At 63.4% G+C, this 16231-nt stretch carries 13 protein-coding genes; 3 read left to right on the top strand and 10 right to left on the bottom strand.

Annotation, left to right across the window (positions count from 1 at the left end):
* Positions 1-5: 5 nt before the first annotated feature.
* The 8 genes from rseP to rpsB all read right to left on the bottom strand — a co-directional run bounded on the left by rseP (position 6) and on the right by rpsB (position 7685).
* Positions 6-1400, bottom strand: coding sequence for an RIP metalloprotease RseP (gene rseP / locus BUS06_RS10965; protein WP_074264285.1), 1395 nt, complete (start codon positions 1398-1400; stop codon positions 6-8).
* A 7-nt stretch (positions 1401-1407) separates the two neighbouring features.
* Positions 1408-2613 carry a 1-deoxy-D-xylulose-5-phosphate reductoisomerase gene (locus tag BUS06_RS10960; RefSeq protein ID WP_074264284.1) on the bottom strand — a complete coding sequence of 402 codons (1206 nt, stop codon included), beginning with the start codon at positions 2611-2613 and terminating at the stop codon, positions 1408-1410.
* A 10-nt stretch (positions 2614-2623) separates the two neighbouring features.
* Entirely contained in the window at positions 2624-3445 is an 822-nt protein-coding gene (locus tag BUS06_RS10955) for a phosphatidate cytidylyltransferase (protein WP_074264283.1), read from the bottom strand.
* A complete protein-coding gene (locus BUS06_RS10950) occupies positions 3439-4221 on the bottom strand; it encodes an isoprenyl transferase (protein ID WP_074264282.1) in 783 nt (260 codons plus the stop codon). The genes BUS06_RS10955 and BUS06_RS10950 overlap by 7 nt, the downstream gene beginning before the upstream one ends.
* Positions 4222-4285: 64 nt before the next feature.
* The gene (gene frr / locus BUS06_RS10945) at positions 4286-4846 is read right to left on the bottom strand and encodes a ribosome recycling factor (protein ID WP_074264281.1); all 561 of its coding nucleotides are present in this window, start codon (positions 4844-4846) and stop codon (positions 4286-4288) included.
* A gap of 98 nt (positions 4847-4944) precedes the next feature.
* Positions 4945-5658 (bottom strand): UMP kinase, encoded by a 714-nt coding sequence (pyrH, locus tag BUS06_RS10940; protein ID WP_074264280.1) that lies wholly within the window; start codon positions 5656-5658, stop codon positions 4945-4947.
* 221 nt (positions 5659-5879) lie between these two features.
* A complete protein-coding gene (gene tsf, locus BUS06_RS10935) occupies positions 5880-6761 on the bottom strand; it encodes a translation elongation factor Ts (RefSeq protein WP_074264279.1) in 882 nt (293 codons plus the stop codon).
* Positions 6762-6932: 171 nt separating this feature from the next.
* On the bottom strand, positions 6933-7685 hold the full coding sequence (rpsB, locus tag BUS06_RS10930) for a 30S ribosomal protein S2 (RefSeq protein ID WP_074264278.1): 753 nt from the start codon (positions 7683-7685) through the stop codon (positions 6933-6935).
* 364 nt (positions 7686-8049) lie between these two features.
* On the opposite strand from rpsB, the gene map reads away from it, so the two are divergent.
* Genes map through BUS06_RS10915 form a run of 3 tightly spaced genes read left to right on the top strand, consistent with a single transcriptional unit; the run spans position 8050 to position 13406 of the window.
* Complete coding sequence (gene map, locus BUS06_RS10925; protein ID WP_074264277.1) at positions 8050-8865, top strand: type I methionyl aminopeptidase; 816 nt, start codon at positions 8050-8052, stop codon at positions 8863-8865.
* 29 nt (positions 8866-8894) lie between these two features.
* The gene (locus tag BUS06_RS10920) at positions 8895-11474 is read left to right on the top strand and encodes a [protein-PII] uridylyltransferase (protein ID WP_074264276.1); all 2580 of its coding nucleotides are present in this window, start codon (positions 8895-8897) and stop codon (positions 11472-11474) included.
* Positions 11475-11480: 6 nt separating this feature from the next.
* Complete coding sequence (locus BUS06_RS10915) at positions 11481-13406, top strand: pseudouridine synthase (RefSeq protein ID WP_074264275.1); 1926 nt, start codon at positions 11481-11483, stop codon at positions 13404-13406.
* A 172-nt stretch (positions 13407-13578) separates the two neighbouring features.
* Here the strand turns inward: BUS06_RS10915 and def are convergent, their stop codons facing one another.
* Together def and ligA are read right to left on the bottom strand one after the other, a co-directional pair.
* Positions 13579-14112: a peptide deformylase gene (gene def / locus BUS06_RS10910; protein ID WP_074264274.1), complete on the bottom strand. Its 534-nt coding sequence runs from the start codon at positions 14110-14112 to the stop codon at positions 13579-13581.
* Positions 14109-16160 carry an NAD-dependent DNA ligase LigA gene (gene ligA / locus BUS06_RS10905; protein WP_074264273.1) on the bottom strand — a complete coding sequence of 684 codons (2052 nt, stop codon included), beginning with the start codon at positions 16158-16160 and terminating at the stop codon, positions 14109-14111. Before ligA ends, def begins: the two co-directional genes overlap by 4 nt.
* Positions 16161-16231: the final 71 nt, after the last annotated feature.

Here is a 16231-nt window from a genome sequence, read left to right as displayed (position 1 = left end):
ACACGTCAAAAATGGATCAGCCGGGCCAGATCGTTGAAAAGCGCGATCGCCGACAAGGCGACGATGCAGGCCAGTCCAGCTCTCTGCAGAACGAGCTGCCAGCGGTCGGAGACCGCCTTGCCAGTTGCAGCTTCAACCAAATAATATAACAGATGCCCCCCGTCCAATACCGGAATCGGGAGCAGGTTAAGTACGCCGAGACTGATGCTAACCAGTGCCAGGAATGACAGGAATGCTGATGGACCCAACCTTGCGCTTTTACCTGCGTAGTCGGCGATCGTGACCGGACCCGACAGGTTTTTCAACGATGCTTCGCCGGTAATCATCCGGCCGAACATGCGCACCGAGTAAGCCGCCAGATCCCAGGTGCGGCGCGCGCCCAGCTGCAGACTTTCGATCGGACCATAACGCACCGTGATGGACGGCACCTGGGTCGCGAGTTCCGCACCGATCCGGCCGACCTCCGCGCCGCTCGCGTCGTCGTGCTGCGCGAGCGGGACCACATGGATGTCCTCGGTCTTGCCGCCCTGCTGTGCATCGCCACCCCGCGCGACCTGCAACGTGACGCTCTTGCCCGCGTGCGTCTTGATGTAGGCGATGAACGACGTGGCGTTATCGGTAGGCGTGCCGTCGATCGACAGCAGACGGTCACCGGCGGCGAGGCCCGCGCGCTGCGCCGCACTGCCGGCCTGCACGCCCGCCACGATCAGCTTGCCGCCGCCCGGCTCGAAGCCCAGATGCGACATGAAATCGTCGTCGACATCCTTCTCGGACACATCGCGCAGATCCAGCGGGAAATCGAAAGTCCCATGGCTGTCTTTGGCGCTCAGAATGATGCGGCGATGATCGAACGCCGCACCCAGCATCTTCCAGCGCAGGTCCGACCACGAACGAACCGGTTCGCTGGAGCCGGCGTCGCCATCTGCGTTGCGCACTGCGATCACCGTCTCGCCACCGTCGAAACCGGCGAGCGCAGCAGGTGTGTTCGGAGTCGGCGCAGCAACGATGGCAGCCGGTTCGCTCACGCCCGTGCCAAACACGGCGGCGAACAGCACAATGGCAAGAATGAAATTGGCGATCGGCCCGGCCGCGACAATCGCAAACCGCTTCGCGACATGCTGACGGTTAAACGCGTGCGGCAGGTCGGCGGCATCAATCGGCGCGCCCACTTCTCGCTCGTCGAGCATCTTCACGTAGCCGCCCAACGGCAACGCGGCGATCGTCCATTCGGTGCCCGTCTTAGGGCTCACCCACTGAACCAGCGGCTTGCCGAAGCCGATCGAAAAGCGCAGTACTTTCACGCCGCACAGGCGCGCCACGCTGTAATGGCCGTACTCATGTACCACCACCAGCACGCCTATCGCGACCGCGAAGGCGAGCACCTCGATCAGCACGTTCATATTCGCCTCACTGGACGGCACGTTCCGCGCGAAGGGCGTCTTGCGGCAAACGCTGGATAAAATCCGCCGCCGCCCGGCGCGCGGCTGCGTCGGCTTCGATCACGTCGTCGAGCGCGTGGGCGCTACGATTGGGCAGCGCGTTCAGCACCGCGTCGACCACTTGCGCGATCGCCATAAAGCCGATCTTGCGCGACAGGAATGCATCCACGGCAATCTCGTTGGCGGCGTTCAAAGCCGCACTGGCGAGACCACCTTCGGCGAGGGCCTTCATGGCCAACGCCAGACACGGGAAACGGGCGTAATCCGGCTTTTCGAACGATAGCGAGGCGACCTGCACGAGGTCGAGCTGCGCCACGCCCGAATCGACCCGCTCGGGAAACGCGAGTGCGTGCGCGATCGGCGTACGCATGTCGGGATTGCCAAGTTGTGCGAGTACCGAACCGTCGGCGTACGAGACCATCGAATGGATCACGCTCTGCGGATGAATCAGCACCTCGATGCGCTCGCCCGGCAGCGCGAACAGCCAGTGCGCTTCGATTACTTCGAGGCCCTTGTTCATCATCGTTGCCGAGTCGACCGAGATCTTGCGGCCCATTACCCAGTTCGGGTGCTTGCAGGCTTCATCGGGTGTCACGTTGACCAGACTGGCCGGCTCGCGCGTGCGGAACGGGCCGCCCGACGCGGTCAGGATGATCTTCGAGACGCCGCCATGCAGCGCGGCTTCGCGCGGCAGGCACTGGAAAATCGCGTTGTGTTCGCTGTCGACCGGCAGCAGGACAGCGCCGTGGTCGCGCACCGCGTCCATGAAGATCGCGCCGGACATCACCAGCGCTTCCTTGTTGGCTAGCAGGATGCGCTTGCCGGCGCGCGCAGCCGCCAGGCTCGGCGCAAGTCCCGCCGCGCCGACGATGGCCGCGACAACCGTATCGCAACCGGCGCTCTTCGAAACCTCGACGAGCGCCTGCGGGCCGTACGTTACCTCGGTCTTGCAGCCGGCTTCGCGCAGCTTCGCGGCGACTTGCGCCGCCGTGTCGGCGTCGCCGACCACGGCCACTTCGGGCCTGAAACGCAGGCATTGTTCGACGAGCTTGTCGCCGTTGCGATGCGCAGTGAGCGCATATACCGAGAAGCGCTCCGGATGACGCGCGACGACGTCGAGCGTGCTGTCTCCGATTGAGCCCGTGGAACCGAGCAGTGTCAGTCTTTTTTGCATATCTCTTTCTCTAGCCGAGCAGCAGCATGGCGAGCGGCAGCACCGGCAACAATGCGTCGATGCGGTCAAGGACGCCACCATGGCCCGGTAGCAGGCCGCTGGAATCTTTCACGCCAGCCTGACGTTTTAACATCGACTCGAACAGGTCGCCCACGACGCTGAAGGCCACCAGAATGGTCAGCGCAACCAGCGTACGGATCGCGCCAAGGCGCTCCAGCAGCGCAGAATACAGTGTCGGCTCGAATGCGTGCACCAGGATGGCTACCGTCGCGACGACCAGGACCGCCAGCCAGCCGCCGATCGCCCCTTCCCAGGTCTTACCGGGGCTGATGGCCGGCGCCAGTTTGTGCCGCCCGAACGCCTTACCCGCAAAGTATGCACCGATATCGGCCAGCCAGACCACCAGCAACAGGGACAGAACAAACGGCACGCCCGCCATCCTGGCCGCGACCAGCGCATGCCAGCAGGCCACGAACACGACGATCCCTACGATAAACAGGAACAGCCGCCAGGCGCCCTGCGCCAGCGTTGGCTTGCGCAGCAGCACGTAGGGACCGGCCAGCACCCAGAACACCGCAGCGGCCTGAAAGAGTGGCCGCGGAAGATGCATGCCGGTGCCCAGGCGCGTGCTCGCGACGAGCGCGGCCGCCGCGACCAGCGCATAAATGACGGGACCCGTGCCCTCGACTTTCAGAAGACGCGCCCATTCCCAGGCGGCAAACACGAGCACGAACGCGATCAGCGCGCCAAACGCGCCCACCGGCGCGAACAGCGTGACCGGCAAAAACACAGCCAGCAGAACGATCGCCGTGATAACACGGGTTTTTAGCATGGAAGCGAATCGACGTTTTGCGATTGCGGCTCGAGCTGGGCGCTCGTCCGGCCGAAGCGGCGTTCGCGCTCCGCATAAGAATCGATCGCGTGGCGCAGCGCCTCGGCGTCGAAATCCGGCCAGAAGGTGTCGGTGAAATAGAACTCGGTATAGGCGAGCTGCCACAGCAGGAAGTTGCTGATGCGCTGTTCGCCGCCGGTGCGGATGAAGAGGTCGGGTTCCGGTGCGTACGCCATGGCGAGATGCTCCGCGAACGTTTCCTCGGTCACTTCGACGGCCACGCCCGCCAGCGCCGATTGCTCGGCAAGCTTGCGGGTGGCCTGCATGATGTCCCAGCGGCCGCCGTAGTTGGCGGCGATGGTGAGAGTAAGACGCGTGTTGCGGGCGGTTTTGGTCTCGGCGCGGCGGATCAGATCCTGGATGCGCTTGTCGAACATCGACAGATCGCCGACCACGCGCAGGCGAATGCCGTTGGCGTGCAGCTTGCCGACTTCACGCTCGAGCGCGGTCACGAACAGGCGCATCAGGAACGACACTTCGTCGTTTGGACGGCGCCAGTTTTCGGAGCTGAAGGCGAACAGCGTCAGGTATTCGACGCCAGAGCGTGCACACGCCTCGACGGCGGCGCGCACCGCGTCGACGCCGCGCGTATGGCCGGCCACGCGCGGCAGACGGCGTTGCGTTGCCCAACGGCCATTGCCGTCCATGATGATCGCGATATGTCGCGGCACCGCCGCGACATCAGGCACGCGAACGGTTGAGCTGGTATAGGTCATGGCCGTCGGGACAGTGACTGCAAAAAAAGAAGTAAAGACCTGAAGATGCTGAAGCCCGACGGCCTCAAACCGTCATGATCTCGGCTTCTTTGGTCGTCACGAGCTTGTCGATTTCAGTGACGAACTTGTCCGTGAGCTTCTGGACGTCGTCACCGGCACGACGCTCGTCGTCTTCGGAGATTTCCTTGTCTTTCACGAGCTTCTTCAATTGCTCGTTGGCATCACGGCGCAGGTTGCGCACCGCGATCTTGGCCGTTTCGGCTTCGCTACGCGCCACCTTGGTCAGCTCGCGACGGCGTTCTTCGGTCAGCGCGGGCATCGGCACGCGGATCACGTCGCCTTGCGTAGCCGGGTTCAGGCCCAGATCGGAGTCACGAATCGCCTTTTCGACGACCGGCACCATCTTCTTTTCCCACGGCTGCACGCCGATCGTACGCGCGTCGATCAGCGTCATGTTCGCGACCTGCGAGATCGGCACCGGCGAGCCATAATAATCGACCTGGATGTGATCGAGCAGGCCCGTGTGTGCACGGCCCGTACGGATCTTCGACAGATCGTTCTTGAACGCGTCGATCGAGCGCTGCATTTTCTGCTCGACGCCCTTCCTGATATCAGCCACAGACATTTTTAAACCTCCGAACCTTCAAAACGGTGCGAGCCGGCCAGCGCGCGAGTAGCGGCGGCCCGGGCCCGCGCTAAAGCCCACGTTATGTGAACGAGAGTTTACACGTGGACGAGCGTACCCTCGTCCTCGCCTTGCACAATGCGCTTTAGCGCACCCGGCTTGACAATCGAGAACACGCGGATCGGCAGTTTCTGGTCGCGGCACAGCGCAAACGCCGTGGCGTCCATGACCTGCAGATTGCGGCCGATCGCCTCGTCGAAGCTGATCGTCGTGTAGCGCGTTGCCGTCGGGTCTTTCTTCGGATCGGCCGAATAGACGCCGTCCACCTTGGTGGCCTTCAGCACGACTTCCGCACCCACTTCCGAACCGCGCAGCGCCGCTGCGGTATCTGTCGTGAAGAACGGGTTGCCGGTACCGGCCGCGAAGATCACGACCTTGCCTTCTTCCAGCTGGCGGATCGCCCGGGGGCGAATGTACGGCTCGACCACCTGGTCCATGCGCAGCGCGGATTGCACGCGCGCCTCGATACCGGCGTGGCGCATCGCGTCCTGCAGCGCCAGCGCGTTCATCATCGTGGCCAGCATCCCCATGTAGTCAGCCGTCGCACGGTCCATACCGGCCGCGCCGCCTGCCACGCCACGGAAAATATTGCCGCCGCCGATCACCACGGCCAGCTGCGTACCGAGCCGCACGACCTCGGCCACGTCCGCCACCATTCTTTCGATCGTTGCGCGATTGATGCCAAAGGCATCATCGCCCATCAGAGCTTCACCGGAGAGTTTGAGCAGGACGCGTTTATAGGCAGTGGGCATAGGGGTATCCAGATCGCGCAGAACAGGGCAACAACAAGGAACTAACTGTAGGGGTGAAATGCTGATTCGGGCAAGCGCCGCCAAATTGACGAACCCTAGGGTTCGCCAGCGGCGGCGGCACGGCGAGGGTCAACCCGCGCACCGCCTTGCGGCGCTGCCGACCGCGGCGAGGTCTTGCCCCACCGCGGATCCAACGGTACAGCGTGAAACTTAGGCGATGCTTATTGTTGCTTTGCAGCAGCCACTTGAGCGGCCACTTCTGCTGCGAAGTCGTCCTGTTTCTTCTCGATGCCTTCGCCGACCACGAACAGCGCGAACTTCTGCACGCTTGCGCCGGCGGCCTTCAGCATCTGTTCGATCGTCTGTTTGTCGTTCTTAACGAACGTCTGGTTCAGCAGCGACACTTCCTTCAGGTACTTCTGCACGCTGCCGTCGACCATCTTGGCGACGATTTCAGCCGGCTTGCCCGATTCTGCAGCCTTCTGTTCAGCAATGCTACGTTCCTTGGCGATCAGATCTGCCGGGACTTCGTCTGCCGACAGCGAGACCGGCTTCATGGCCGCGATGTGCATGGCGACGTCCTTGCCGACCTGCTCGTCCGCGCCGGTGTACTCGACCAGCACGCCGATACGCGTGCCGTGCAGGTACGCAGCCAGCTTGTTGGCGGTTTCGAAACGCACGAAACGGCGGATGGACAGGTTCTCGCCGATCTTGCCGACCAGCGCGAGGCGCACTGCGTCGACCGTCGATCCTTCCAGCGGCAGGGCTGCCAGTGCAGCGACGTCAGCCGGGTTCTTGGCAGCGACCAGTTCGGCGATCTGCTTCGAGAACGCCAGGAAGTCGTCGTTCTTCGAAACGAAGTCGGTTTCGCAGTTCAGTTCGACGATCGCACCGACGTTGCCGCCGATGAACGACGCGATCACGCCTTCAGCGGTGACGCGCGAAGCGGCCTTGCTGGCCTTGTTGCCGAGCTTCACGCGCAGCAGTTCTTCAGCGCGCTCCATGTCGCCGTCGGCTTCCGTCAGCGCCTTCTTGCATTCCATCATGGGCGCGTCGGTCTTCGCGCGCAGTTCTGCAACCATGCTTGCGGTAATTGCCGCCATCATTTGCTCCTAGAGTCTGTCTTTCACACACCGCCCGCACTTCGATGCCGGCGGCAAGAATTCGTTTCCGCACAACGCGAATTTTTCTCGCACTGTACTGTAGCCAGGTGTCATGACTTAAAAAAAGGGGGCCTGTAGAAAGCCCCCTTTTTTGCCGGACACAGGGCAGCCTTACGCTTCCGAGTTGACCTCGACGAACTCGTCGCCGTCACCGCCGCGAGCAGCCTGCACCACTTCGTTGACCGCGTTTGCACGGCCTTCGAGGATCGCGTCAGCCACGCCAGCCGTGTACAGAGCGACTGCCTTGCTGGCGTCGTCGTTACCCGGGATCACGTAGTCGATGCCTTCCGGCGAGTGGTTCGTGTCGACCACGGCGATAACCGGCACGCCAAGCTTGTTGGCTTCGGTCACGGCAATCTTGTGGTAGCCGACGTCAACCACGAAAATGGCGTCCGGAATGCCGCCCATATCCTTCACGCCGCCAATCGACTTTTGCAGCTTGGCGATTTCGCGTTCGAACAGCAGCGCTTCCTTCTTGCTCATGCGTTCCGTTTCACCGGCTTCCAGCGCTGCTTCCATGTCCTTCAGGCGCTTGATCGAAACCTTCAGCGTCTTGAAGTTGGTCAGCATGCCGCCGAGCCAGCGTGCATTGACGAACGGCATGCCCGCGCGTTGTGCCTCTTCGGCGATCGTGTCGCGCGACTGACGCTTCGTGCCGACAAACAGGATCGTGCCGCGATTAGCTGCCAGCTGACGCACATACTTCAGTGCGTCGTTGTACATCGGCAGCGTCTTTTCGAGGTTGATGATGTGAATCTTGTTGCGATGGCCGAAAATGAAGGGGGCCATCTTCGGGTTCCAGAAGCGCGTTTGGTGGCCGAAGTGGACACCTGCTTCCAGCATTTGACGCATGGTAACTGCCATGAAAATCTCCGCGAGGGTTGGGTCTTAAGCCGGCTGCTGCATCTACCGCGCCGTCTTCGCCATATGCGAGGACCTGACGCGGCGGACACCCTGGGTGCTGCCGGCTTGCGAGTCTGCTGCCTTGAAATCCCCTGTAGCGCAGGCAACTATCGCTACAGGCGGGTCTTTTCCACAAAATAGAATAATGTGGAGCGACTTAGCCAGAGATTATAGCACGTGACTATCGGCAGACTCAACCCGACCGGCAGCCCCGAAACGGCGGGCGGGTTGCACCCGGCGACGGGGCCGTCAGCCCTCTCAAAAGCCAGCGGGAGCCGGAATATGGTGCGATAATCTTTAAATAACCGCATTTCAGGCCCGACTCATGGCTATTACGCTCAAAAACGACCACGATATCGCGCAGATGCGCGTCGCCTGCCGCCTCGCAAGCGAAGTGCTCGACTACATTACCCCGTTCGTCACCGCCGGCATCACCACCGGCGAACTCGACCGTCTGTGCCACGAATACATGCTGAAGGAACAGGGCACGGTTCCGGCGCCGCTGAATTATCAGCCGCCCGGCTACCCGCCCTATCCGAAGGCCACCTGCATTTCCGTCAACGACGTGATCTGCCACGGCATCCCGGGCGACAAGACGCTGAAGAACGGCGACGCGCTGAACATCGACATCACCGTCATCAAGGAAGGCTACTTCGGCGACACGAGCCGCATGTTTATCGTCGGCGAAGGTTCGATTCTGGCCAAACGCCTCGTGCAGACCACCTTCGAGTGCATGTGGCTCGGCATCGACCAGGTCCGGCCTGGCGCCCATCTCGGCGACATTGGCTATGCGATCCAGCGGCACGCTGAAGGTCAAGGCTACAGCGTAGTGCGCGAATATTGCGGCCACGGGATCAGCACGGTGTTTCACGAAGATCCGCAGATCCTGCACTACGGCCGTCCGGGCACAGGCTTCGAGTTGCAGGCGGGCATGATCTTCACGATCGAGCCGATGATCAACGCGGGCCGCCGCGACATCCGTACCATGCCGGATCAGTGGACTGTGAAGACCAAGGACCGCAGCCTGTCCGCGCAGTGGGAACATACGGTGCTCGTGACCGAAAGCGGTTACGACGTGCTGACCGTCTCGGCCGGCACCCCGGCGCGTCCGCCGGTTGTCGCTTCCGCCACCACGGCCTGACCGCCTCTCGTTCCCACTCACGCGCGCCCATGAGCAGTGTTCCAGCCGTCGCCCCTTCCGATGCCACATCGCTCAAAGCCGACTACAAGGTGGCCAAAGCCAGGCTGCTGGATCGCTTCAGGCTGGCAACCAACGTCGAATCGTTGATGGCCGCCCTCGCGCGCACCACAGACGAGTCGCTGCGCGCCGCATGGAACGCCTGCGACCTGCCGCCGTCCCTCGCCCTGCTGGCGGTAGGCGGGTACGGACGCGGCGAACTGGCGCCGCATTCGGACATCGACATTCTTGTCTTGCTGCCCGATCAGCCGATCGCGCATCTCGAAGCACGCATCGAGCGCTTTATCAGCCTCGCGTGGGATCTCGGACTCGAACTCGGCAGCAGCGTGCGCTCCGTCTCGCAGTGCCTCGAAGAGGCGGCCAATGACGTCACCGTGCGCACCTCGTTGCTGGAAGCGCGCCGTATTACCGGCAGCAGCGCGCTATTCGATGAATTCGCGCAACGTTATCGGGAGGCGCTCGATCCACGCGCGTTCTTCCAGGCGAAAGTGCTGGAGATGCGCCAGCGGCATGCCAAATTCCAGGACACGCCCTACGCGCTCGAGCCGAACATCAAGGAAAGCCCCGGCGGCCTGCGCGATCTGCAACTGATCCTGTGGGTGACCCAGGCGGCTAGCTTCGGCAGCAGCTGGCAGGAACTGGAAACGCGCGGCCTGATTACCGAGCGCGAAGCACGCGAACTCGAGCGCAACGAGGGTTTTCTGAAGGCGCTACGCGCCCGCCTGCACGTGATTGCGGGACGGCGCCAGGACATTCTGGTGTTCGACCTGCAGACGGCAGTGGCCGAAAGCTTCGGCTACAAGCCGACCGCCACCAAGCGCGCCAGCGAGCAGTTGATGCGCCGCTACTACTGGGCTGCCAAGGCAGTCACCCAGTTGTCGACGATCCTGATCCAGAATATCGAAGCGCAACTGTTCCCGAACACGAGTGGTATCACACGAGTTCTTTCGGAGCGTTTCGTCGAGAAACAGGGCATGCTCGAAATCGCCCGCGACGACGTGTTCGAACGCGAGCCAAACGCGATCCTCGAAGCATTTCTGCTCTACGAGCAAACGCCTGGGGTGAAGGGTCTCTCGGCGCGCACGCTACGCGCGATCTACAACGCGCGCGACGCGATGGATCAGCACTGGCGCCGCGATCCGGAAAACCGGCATCTGTTCATGGAAATTCTGAAGCAGCCCGCCGGCATCACGCACGCGCTGCGGTTGATGAACCAGACGAGCGTCCTCGGGCGCTATCTGCTGAATTTCCGTCGTATCGTCGGGCAGATGCAGCATGACCTGTATCACGTCTACACGGTCGACCAGCATATCCTGATGGTGCTGCGCAACCTGCGCCGCTTCGCGATTGCGGAACATGCGCACGAGTACCCGTTCTGCAGCCAGCTGATCGCCAACTTCGAGCGTCCGTGGGTGCTGTACGTGGCGGCGCTGTTCCACGACATCGCCAAGGGCCGCGGCGGCGACCACTCCACGCTCGGCATGGCCGACGCGCGGCGCTTTTGCCGCGAACACGGCATCGAAAACGGCGATGGCGATCTGGTGGTGTGGCTGGTCCAGCACCACCTGACGATGAGCCAGGTCGCGCAGAAGCAGGACACGAGCGACCCTGAAGTCATCAAGCGCTTTGCGGAGCAGGTGGGCACCGAACGGCGTCTGACGGCGCTGTACCTGCTGACCGTCGCCGATATTCGCGGCACCAGTCCGAAGGTCTGGAATGGCTGGAAAGGCAAGCTGCTCGAAGACCTGTACCGGGCCACGCTTGCGGTGCTCGGCGGCGCACGCCCTGATGCGCACTCCGAACTGAAATCGCGTCAGGAGGAGGCGCTTGCGCTGCTGCGGCTCGAAACGGTACCGGAGAACGCGCACCAGGCGCTGTGGGACAAGCTGGACGTCGGCTATTTTCTGCGTCACGACGCGGCGGATATCGCGTGGCAAACGCGTGTGCTGTACCGTCATGTCGAGACGCCTACGCCGATCGTCCGCGCGCGTCCGTCGCCAGTCGGCGAAGCCCTGCAGGTGCTGGTTTATGTGAAGGACCGCCCTGACCTCTTTGCCGGTATCTGCGCGTACTTCGACAAGAACGGCCTGTCGGTGCTCGACGCTCGCGTCAGCACGACCCGGCACGGCTACGCGCTGGATAATTTTATTGTCCAGCACACCGAAGAAGACGTGCATTATCGTGACATCGCCAATCTGGTGGAACAGGAACTGACCGCGCGCCTCACGGCGGACGGCACCCTGCTGCCGGATCCGTCGAAGGGGCGCCTGTCGCGCCTGTCGCGGACCTTCCCTGTGACGCCGCGCGTCGACCTTCGGGCCGACGAACGTGGCCAGTACTACATCCTGTCCGTGTCGGCGAACGACCGGCCAGGCCTTCTTTATTCGATCGCGCGCGTGCTGGCCGAGCACCAGGTCGGCGTCCAATCGGCGCGGATCAATACGCTCGGCGAACGCGTAGAGGACGTGTTCCTGCTGGATGGACGCGGCCTCTCGGACAACCGCCTGCAAATTCAGGTCGAGACCGAACTGCTGCGCGCGATCGCAGTGTGAGATTTCATGCGAGTCAAATTGACAGCCAAGCATCCGCGGTCGGCTTCGTCCGAACGCGCCCCTGTTCGCTCGGGTAGTACGACCGCGCGTAAGCCGACGCGCCCTGCCGGGCCGCGGCCCGCCACGCCGGCCGCCGGTGGGCGGGAAGCCAAACCGGCGGACACCGGTAAGCGACCGGCGGGTAAGTCTGTGGGTTTTGCGGGCGGCGCTGGGCGCACGCAAGGTGGCGCGCGGCCGCCGCGTGCGGAGGGTTCTTTTTCGCGCGATCGCGATGCGGGGGCTAGTGGCGCTGCACGGCGTACGTCGTCGGATCGGCCGCCGCGGCGTGATGGTGATGCGGGTGCGCCGCGGAGGTTTGAGGGTGAGCGCGCAGAGCGTGCGCCGCGCAAGTTCGACGGCGAGCGAACTGAACGTCCGCCGCGCAAGTTCGACGGCGAGCGGACTGAACGTCCGCCGCGCAAGTTCGACGGTGAACGGACCGAACGCCCACCGCGCAGTTTCGCAGCGGGTGAGCGAAGCGAGCGAGCGCCTCGTCGCGACGGCCCCAGCGGCGCTCCGCGCCGTTCTGAGGGCGACCGCGCGCCGCGCCGCGCTGAAGGCGAGCGGCCAGCACGCTTCGCCCGCGACGAAGGCACCGGCCGCCCGGCATTTGGCGCACCGCGTGGCCCTCGCAGCGCAGACGATGCCCGCCGCCCAACCGGCCCGCGCGCCGGCGGCAGCTTCAACACCGGTCCCCGTGGAGAAAGCCCGGGACACAACGAACGTGGAGAGTCGCGCGAACGTGGCACGTCCGAGCGCCCGCGCTTTGGCGCAGGCCGCAGCGGTTCCGACGAGCGCCGCACGTTCGAGCGGGCACCGCGCGACGAAAGCGCACGCCGAAGCACACCAGGTGGCCGCGAAGGTCGCTCGGCTTCCGGTGAGCGCAATGTTTCCGAGCGCGGCGAGCGTTCTTTCGCCGCGCCCGTCAAGCGTGCGTACGGAGATCGCGCCGAACGCGCGCCGCGCGAGGATCGTGGAGCACGAGCACCTGCCGCACGCGGGTTCGGCGATCGGCCGCCACGCGCAGAACATTCGGAGCGTCCGCCGCGCGCCGGCAAACCAGCGCGCCCCGAGCGCAGTGAAGGATCCGCTCCGCCCCCGGCCACCGCGCATCGCCGCGATCGCGACGATGCCCCCGGCACGTTACGGCTGTCGAAGCTGATGTCGGAGCTTGGGCTGTGTTCTCGCCGCGAAGCGGACGAGTGGATCGAAAACGGCTGGGTGCGCGTCGATGGTGAAAAAATCGACACGCTCGGCTCCAAGGTCCGCCCGGACCAGCGCATCGAGATCGACCCGGCCGCGCAGGCGATTCAGGCACGCCTCGTCACGATCCTCATCCATAAGCCGGTTGGCTATGTCTCGGGTCAGGCGGAAGACGGCTACCAGCCAGCCGTCACGCTCGTTACACCGGAAAACCGCTGGGAAGCCGACAACTCGGATATCCGTTTCTCGGTATCGCATCTGCGTCAGCTTGCTCCGGCGGGCCGGCTCGACATCGACTCCACCGGCCTGCTGGTACTGACCCAGGACGGCCGGATCGCGAAACGGCTGATCGGCGGGCATTCGGAGGTCGAGAAGGAGTATCTGGTGCGCGTGACCTACGGCGACATGACGACCGAGATCGACAAGCACTTCCCCCTCGAAAGCCTCGAGTTGCTGCGTCACGGTCTGGAACTCGACGACGTGCCGCTCAAGCCGGCCAAGGTTAGCTGGCAGAACGGCGAACAGTTGCGCTTCGTGCTGCGTGAAGGCAAGAAACGTCAGATCCGGCGCATGTGCGAGCTGGTCGGCCTGGAAGTAGTCGGCCTCAAACGCGTGCGTATGGGCAGCGTGCCGCTCGGTGCGTTGCCGCCGGGGCAATGGCGCTACCTGGCGCACGACGAGTCGTTCTGAGTCTGATCGTATAGCCGTGTGACGGGCCGGCCGCCGCACGCGTCGAGCGCTGTGCCGAGGTGCGCTGTAAGCACCCATCCGGCCGATGTGCAAAAGCCCACGCAAATGCGTGGGCTTTCTTTTTCTATCAAGGCGATCGAACGCTCGGAGGCCTCACGGCCACCCTTCGCGCTCAGTCGTCGCTATTCGGATCCAGATCCGGAAACAGCACTTCCGTGAAGCCGAACTTCGCGAAATCGTTGATCCGCATCGGGTAGAGCTTGCCGATCAGGTGATCGCACTCGTGCTGGACGACGCGGGCATGGAAGCCTTCGGCGACACGGTCTATCGGATTGCCGAACTGGTCGAAGCCGTGATAGCGGATCATCGAAAAACGGCTGACGGCGCCGCGCAGACCCGGTACCGAAAGACAGCCTTCCCAACCCTCTTCCATATCCTGCGACACCGGGGTAATGGTCGGATTGATCAATACCGTTTCCGGCACCGGCGGCGCATCCGGATAGCGTTCGTTGTGCCCAAAACCGAAAATCACGACCTGCAGATCGACCCCGATCTGCGGCGCAGCGAGCCCCGCGCCATTGGCGTCGTGCATGGTCTCGAACATGTCCTTGATGAGGGCATGCAGGTCGGGCGTGTCGAAGTGGTCGACCGGAGCGGCGATGCGCAAAAGACGCGGATCGCCCATCTTGAGAATTTCGCGGATCATGTTATCTGCCCCTCCAGGAGCTTACGCATACCATCTTCGTCGAGTACCGGGATGCCGAGTTCCTCAGCTTTCACAAGTTTGCTGCCTGCCTCGGCGCCAGCCACGACGTAATCGGTTTTCTTCGACACCGAACCGGCCACCTTGGCGCCCGCTGCTTCAAGCATTTCCTTGGCTTCTTCACGGGCCAGCGTCGGTAAAGTGCCCGTCAGCACAATCGTCTTGCCCGCCAGCAAGCCTTGTGGCGCCTTGGGCGCCGGCGGCCCTTCCGGCCAGGTCACCTTGCCAGGCGCGCGCAACTGCTCGATCACCGTCCGGTTGTGCTCTTCGGCGAAAAACTGATGAATCGACTCGGCCACCACCGGTCCTACATCATTCACTTCCAGTAGTTCCTCGACCGTGGCGTTCATGATTGGATCGAGCGAACCGAAGTGCTTTGCCAGATCCTTAGCCGTCGATTCGCCCACCTGACGAATTCCGAGCGCGTACAGGAAACGTCCAAGAGTGGTGTGCTTGGCCTTTTCGAGCGAGTCGAGCAGGTTCTGCGCGGACTTTTCGGCGAAGCGGTCGAGCTCCGCCAACGTCGCAAAACCGAGGTTAAACAGATCGGCCGGCGTACGCACGAGCTTCAGTTCGACCAGTTGGTCGATGATCTTCTCGCCGAGCCCGTCGATATCCAGCGCGCGGCGTTGCGCGAAATGCCACAGGGCCTGCTTGCGCTGCGCCGGACAAAACAGGCCGCCCGTGCAGCGGGCGATTGCCTCGTCAGGCAGACGTTCGATAGCCGAGCCGCAAATTGGACACTGCGTGGGCATCACAAACTCAGTGGCGTCTGCCGGACGCCGGTCCATGAGCGCGCTCACCACTTCCGGGATCACGTCGCCGGCGCGCCGCACGATCACGGTATCGCCGATACGGATATCTTTGCGGCGCACTTCGTCTTCGTTGTGCAACGTGGCATTCGTCACCGTCGCGCCGCCGACGAACACCGGCTCGAGACGTGCCACCGGCGTGATTGCTCCAGTACGGCCAACCTGCACGTCGATCGCCAGCAGCTTCGTCAGCGCTTCCTGGGCCGGAAACTTGTGCGCAAGCGCAAAGCGTGGGGCGCGCGAGACAAAGCCGAGCACGTCTTGCTCGTCGCGGGCGTTGACCTTGTACACCACGCCGTCGATATCGTACGGTAGCCCGTCGCGCTTCTCGCCCACCTTATGGAAGAACCCCAGCAGCCCCTCCACGCCCTCCACCACCGCTCGCTCGCTGTTGACCGGCAAGCCCATTTCGCCATACCAATCGAGCAGCGCACTATGGGTAGCCGGCATCGGCTCGCCGTCGAGCACACCGATCCCATAGGCGAAGAAAGACAGCGGGCGCTGCGCCGTGATCTTCGAATCGAGCTGGCGCAAACTACCGGCCGCGGCGTTACGCGGGTTGGCAAATTCCTTGAGACCCGCCGCACGTTGCCGCTCGTTGAGACGTTCGAAATCGCGCTTGAACATCAGCACTTCACCGCGCACGTCGAGCACCTTCGGCACACGCTTACCTTTGAGGGCCAACGGAATGGACCGGATCGTGCGGACATTGCCGGTCACGTCTTCGCCGGTCGTGCCGTCACCGCGTGTGGAGGCCTGCACGAAGTGCCCGTCCACATAGCGCAGCGAAATGGCCAGGCCGTCGAACTTGAGCTCGCAGGCGTAACTGACCGGCGTTTTGCCGAGCGCATCGGCAATGCGTTTGTCGAACGCCGCGATGTCTTCGTCGGCAAAGCCATTGTTCAGCGAGAGCATCGGCTGGTCGTGCAGGACCGGTTCGAAGCCGCTCGCGGCCTCGCCGCCGACGCGCTGGGTAGGCGAGTCCGGCGTGATCAGATCCGGATGCGCCGTCTCGATCTGTTGAAGCTCCTTGAAGAGCTTGTCGTATTCCGCATCCGGCAGATCCGGCTGGTCGAGTACGTAGTACGCGTGGTTCGCGCGTTCGAGTTCCGCGCGCAACCACGCAGCACGCTTGGCCGGGCTGCTCGTTGCTGGGTCAGGGACGGTGGTTCGGGCCATGCTTTGAGAAGATCCGCCGGTGAAATTCAGACCTCAGATTATCTCAGGAACCGCCCGCCGTGGACATTGGC

It is taken from the genome of Paraburkholderia phenazinium (genome assembly GCF_900141745.1).
GTDB lineage: Bacteria > Pseudomonadota > Gammaproteobacteria > Burkholderiales > Burkholderiaceae > Paraburkholderia > Paraburkholderia phenazinium_B.
Note: the sequence above shows the minus strand (reverse complement) of the source record. Positions and strands in the feature narration are given on the sequence as shown.

Coding starts and splice junctions, on each gene's coding strand:
- rseP (WP_074264285.1), bottom strand. CDS start 1,400: ATGAACGTGCTGATCGAGGTGCTCGCCTTCGCGGTCGCGATAGGCGTG.
- BUS06_RS10960 (WP_074264284.1), bottom strand. CDS start 2,613: ATGCAAAAAAGACTGACACTGCTCGGTTCCACGGGCTCAATCGGAGAC.
- BUS06_RS10955 (WP_074264283.1), bottom strand. CDS start 3,445: ATGCTAAAAACCCGTGTTATCACGGCGATCGTTCTGCTGGCTGTGTTT.
- BUS06_RS10950 (WP_074264282.1), bottom strand. CDS start 4,221: ATGACCTATACCAGCTCAACCGTTCGCGTGCCTGATGTCGCGGCGGTG.
- frr (WP_074264281.1), bottom strand. CDS start 4,846: ATGTCTGTGGCTGATATCAGGAAGGGCGTCGAGCAGAAAATGCAGCGC.
- pyrH (WP_074264280.1), bottom strand. CDS start 5,658: ATGCCCACTGCCTATAAACGCGTCCTGCTCAAACTCTCCGGTGAAGCT.
- tsf (WP_074264279.1), bottom strand. CDS start 6,761: ATGGCGGCAATTACCGCAAGCATGGTTGCAGAACTGCGCGCGAAGACC.
- rpsB (WP_074264278.1), bottom strand. CDS start 7,685: ATGGCAGTTACCATGCGTCAAATGCTGGAAGCAGGTGTCCACTTCGGC.
- map (WP_074264277.1), top strand. CDS start 8,050: ATGGCTATTACGCTCAAAAACGACCACGATATCGCGCAGATGCGCGTC.
- BUS06_RS10920 (WP_074264276.1), top strand. CDS start 8,895: ATGAGCAGTGTTCCAGCCGTCGCCCCTTCCGATGCCACATCGCTCAAA.
- BUS06_RS10915 (WP_074264275.1), top strand. CDS start 11,481: ATGCGAGTCAAATTGACAGCCAAGCATCCGCGGTCGGCTTCGTCCGAA.
- def (WP_074264274.1), bottom strand. CDS start 14,112: ATGATCCGCGAAATTCTCAAGATGGGCGATCCGCGTCTTTTGCGCATC.
- ligA (WP_074264273.1), bottom strand. CDS start 16,160: ATGGCCCGAACCACCGTCCCTGACCCAGCAACGAGCAGCCCGGCCAAG.